General features: G+C 71.9%; 5 protein-coding genes. 4 read left to right on the top strand and 1 reads right to left on the bottom strand.

The genetic code is table 11. The features are described from left to right. Positions 1-58: 58 nt before the first annotated feature. Positions 59-853: a VOC family protein gene (locus ACJA3G_RS31830; RefSeq protein WP_406556515.1), complete on the bottom strand. Its 795-nt coding sequence runs from the start codon at positions 851-853 to the stop codon at positions 59-61. Between the two features lie 235 nt (positions 854-1,088). On the opposite strand from ACJA3G_RS31830, the gene ACJA3G_RS31825 reads away from it, so the two are divergent. The 4 genes from ACJA3G_RS31825 to ACJA3G_RS31810 form a co-directional block, all read left to right on the top strand. Beyond that, positions 1,089-1,991 carry an ABC transporter substrate-binding protein gene (locus ACJA3G_RS31825; protein ID WP_406556514.1) on the top strand — a complete coding sequence of 301 codons (903 nt, stop codon included), beginning with the start codon at positions 1,089-1,091 and terminating at the stop codon, positions 1,989-1,991. A gap of 113 nt (positions 1,992-2,104) precedes the next feature. After that, positions 2,105-2,494, top strand: a complete 390-nt coding sequence (locus ACJA3G_RS31820; RefSeq protein WP_406556513.1) for a cell division protein SepF — start codon at positions 2,105-2,107, stop codon at positions 2,492-2,494. Between the two features lie 95 nt (positions 2,495-2,589). After that, on the top strand, positions 2,590-3,714 hold the full coding sequence (locus tag ACJA3G_RS31815) for an AAA family ATPase (RefSeq protein ID WP_406556512.1): 1,125 nt from the start codon (positions 2,590-2,592) through the stop codon (positions 3,712-3,714). Next, positions 3,711-4,050: nucleotide pyrophosphohydrolase (locus ACJA3G_RS31810; RefSeq protein ID WP_406556511.1), on the top strand; the 340-nt coding region annotated here is incomplete at its 3' end. The genes ACJA3G_RS31815 and ACJA3G_RS31810, both read left to right, overlap by 4 nt.

The raw sequence follows: 4,050 nt of genomic DNA, 5'->3' as shown, positions 1-4,050 counted from the left end.
GGGGACAAGGGGGCGGGCACACGCGCGTTGCCCGCCCGTCCCGGGGGCGCGACGGCTGTTACACGTCGGCCATCCGCGGCATCTCGCCCTCCTTCTTCTGGAGGTCGATCACCGAGAACGCGGCCCCCTGCGGGTCGCTGAGCGCCGCGAACCTGCCGAAGGGCGTGTCCACAGGACCGAACCGCAGCACCCCGCCCCGCTTGGTCGCCTTCGCCACCGTGCTGTCGCAGTCGGGGACCGTGAAGTACACGTTCACGTACGACGGGATCTCGGGCGGGAAATCGTCCGTCATCCTCATCCGGCCCAGGGCCATCTCGTCACCCACGCTGAAGACCCGGAAGTCCGCCGCGTCGTCCTGCATCTGCTTGGCGCCGTACGGAAACACCGCGGGCAGGAACGTGTCGAGCTTCGCCGGGTCGCGGGTGAAGAACTCGGCCCAGCAGTACGCGCCGGGCACCGCCTTGGCCTCGAAGCCCTCGTGGCTGCCCGCCTGCCACACGCCGAAGACCGCGCCGCTGGGCTCCCGGGCGATCGCCAACGACCCGAAGCCGCCGACCTGCATCGGCTCCATCAGCACCTCACCGCCGTTGTCCTTGATCTTCTTCGCGGTGGCGGCGACATCGGGCGACGCGAGGTAGAGGCACCACGCCGACTGCCCCTCCTGGCCGGGCATCGGCGGCACGACGGCCGCCACCGCCTTGCCGTTCGCGTACGCCTGGGTGTAGTCGCCGTACTGCGACGCCGCCTCGCCGAACGTCCAGCCCAGTACGTCACCGTAGAAGCTCTTCGCTCCCTCGACATCGGCGAACATCGCATCGACCCAGCACGGAGTGCCCTCTGGTTCTGCGGCCATGACTGTGCTCTCTCCTGTGTGACGACGGCCCCTCTGCCACGCTAGTCAGGCGTACGCCACCCCGCGCGCCGAGTGCTTCCGCGCGCCGGGGCGCGGACGACGGGAGCGGTCCGAGCGGGTGACTGGCCTGGGCGCCGGGGAGGTAAGCGGTCACGGATCCTGGCGGGGCGGGACGACTCGGGCGTAGCGTGGCCCGACGCTGGCGCACAGCGACCTACAGGGGGCGTGTGACCTCATGGACAAGCCGGTCTGGCAGTTCTCGGACGACCGCGGGCAGACGGCGACGGCGGCGCGGGTGCCCTCGCGGGTGACCGCTTACATCCAGGCCGGAGCCACGCTCTGGGACCACGGCGTCGGCCCCGGAGCCGTCTTCGGCTCCTTCCACGACGGGGCCGCCCCCGACCACGCCAAAGCGGGCGGACTGCCCCTGAACCGCCTGCGCTACCTGGGCGCGGGCGCCACCCTCGACCTCGACGCACTGCTCCAGGGCACACCCGACCTCGTCGTGGCAGTCAGCTACGGAGGTGGTCAGGTCTACGGCCTCGACCCCGAGACGGCCAAACACCTGGAGGAACACGTTCCGGTGGTCGTCATCGACATCGGACACTCCCGTTCACTGGCGGAGATCAGGAACCGCTTCGCCGACCTGGCGCGCACCCTGGGCGGCGACCGCCGCCGCGAGGACGACGCCCGCCTCCTGGAAGCGGCCCAGCGCCGACTGCGCGCGGTGACGGCCGCCACGCGCGCGGCGACGGAGCCCGCGGGCGGCCCCCGCGTACTCGCCCTCTCGCCCGCCGGAACCGACCAGGTCTATGTGGCCCGCCCCCATGCCTGGCCGGAGCTGCGCGCCCTGACCGAACACGGCGTGCACCTGGTGGAGCCGCCCGCCGCGAGCGGCACGAACTGGACCACGCTCACCTGGAAGGAGACCGCCGCCCTGCCCGCCGAGATCCTGCTGTGCGACGTACGGGTGAACGCCACCCCCGTGGAGCGGCTGCGCTCCGACCCCCACTGGCAGGCCATCGAGGACCGCGCGCGCGTGCTGCCCTGGAACCCCGAAGCGCCGTGCAGCGCACCGGCCCAGGCCCGGTTCTTCGCCCGCGTGGCCGACGCCGTGGACTTGGCCACCGCACGTTAGTACGCCCCGGTCCGGACAACTTCACAGCTCAGAGCCGTGTCGGAGTTGGGCTGAACGGGTGAGCGGCGTCATCATGGCCGGATGCAGATACAGCACAGGGGCGAGGTGGTCCGGTGAGCAGGTACGACGTCACCGATGAACAGTGGGAGGGGCTCGCCCAGGTGGTTCCGCTGCGCAGTCGCAACGAGTGGCCCTCCCGCGTGGACCACCGCACCCTCCCCAACGAGTACGCGACCGTCGAGCAGCGCCGCTTCGTCGTGCTGCGCGTCCAGGTCTTCGCGGACGCGCGCGAGGTAGCCGAGTACATGATGGCGCAGACGCCCGTCCTGCTCGATCTGACGAGCGCGGACACCGAAGTCGCCAAGCGCATCCTGGACTTCAGCAGCGGAGTGGTCTTCGGTCTGGGCAGCGGAATGCACCGCGTCGACCGCAACGTCTTCCTCCTGGCACCCGCAGGCACCGAGGTGGAGGGAATCGCCGAGGCCGTCGTCCCCCACGCGTAGGGCCGTGGCAGCCCTGCGGGCAGCCGTCCCTCGTTCGTAGGAAGGTGACCGAGGCGTAACGGTTCGTCAGATTTTGTCCTCGTACGGTCCGTTCCATGAACGGAACCTGTGACCGGCCCACCGTCACCGAACTGCGGCTCTCCGCCTTCAAGTCGCACCGCGGCGCGGTCTTCCCGCTCGGCCCGCTCACCTTCCTGGCGGGACCGAGCGGCAGCGGCAAGTCCAGCGTCCTGCAGGCGTACGAGGCACTGGCCCGGCTCGGCGCCGGCGCCACCCTCGCCGCGGCGTTCCCCGACCCCGCCGGGTGCGTACCCGAACGCGCCGAGGCGGACGCCCAGGGCCGACGGGGATTCCGCATCGGCTGCACCGTCGACGGACCCATCGGGCCCGTCCGACTCGACCTGGCCGTCCAGGCCGAGCCGGAACTCCGCGTCGTCGGCGAGCGTTTGACCAGTGACGGCGACACGCTCCTGTCCACCGCCCTGCGCGACCCGGGCCGCTCCACCGTGCAGGCCGCCTGGCACACCGCCGGAACCGTCCCCGTCACCCGCGCCCCACTCCCCGACGACCGGCTCGGCACCGCCCTGCTGCCGCTGCGCGTCGCCGGGAAGACCGAAGGGCAGCTGCGGGTCCTCGCCGCCGCCGAACAGGTCGTGGTCGCCCTGCGGTCCGTCTTCGCCTGCGACCCCCAGCCGCAGCGCATGCGCGAACCCGTCCTGCCCGGCCAGGGAAGACTGCGGCGCGGCTGCGACAACCTCGCCGAGATCCTCTCCCGGACCGCCGAGGAGTGCACCATCCGGCACGCCCGGCTGGTCACCGCGGCCCGTGCGGGCTGCGCCGGCCCGGTCACCGCACTCGCCGCCGAGGAACTGGCCGACGGCACGTTACGGGCGGTGGTGGGCCGGGGCGAGCGGAACCCCACACCCGTCGCCCGCCTGGGCGAGGGCGAACTGCGCTACCTGGCGCTCGCCCTCGTCCTGCTCACCGGCCCCGGTGTGCTCGCTGTCGACACCGTCGCCGAGATCCCCTCCGCCCTGCAGACCCTCGCCGTCCTCACCGACGGCTTCGACCGCGGCCTCGACCGGCGCCAGGCGCGCGAACTCGTGGCGCTGGCCGCCGAGATGTGCCGACGCGGCCACATCCGCCTCACCGGTACCGTCACGGACGCCGCATGCGCCCGCGGAGTCCCGGGGGTGGCAGTGGTAGACCTGGAACCGTGACCGAACCCGACGTAGCGGGACTCCAGCGCCGACTGGCCGACTTCGCGGCCGTACGCCACTGGCAGCCCTTCCACACTCCCAAGAACCTCGTCTGTGCCCTCAGCGTCGAGGCCTCCGAACTCCTCGAAATCTTCCAGTGGCTGACTCCCGAGCAGTCCGAGCGGGTCATGCACGACCCCGAGCGCGCCCACCAGGTGACCGACGAGGTCGCCGACGTCCTCGCCTATCTCCTCCAGCTCTGCCAGGTCCTCGGCATCGACCCGCTCGCCGCGCTCTCCGCCAAGATCGACCGCAACGAACTCCGCTTCCCCGTCCCCGTTCCCGTCTCCGTCGTCC

Origin of the sequence: Streptomyces sp. YS-3 (assembly GCF_045257485.1) — a bacterium.
GTDB lineage: Bacteria > Actinomycetota > Actinomycetes > Streptomycetales > Streptomycetaceae > Streptomyces.
The sequence above is the reverse complement of the archived record's forward strand: the minus strand, read 5'-3'. Positions and strand labels throughout refer to the sequence as shown.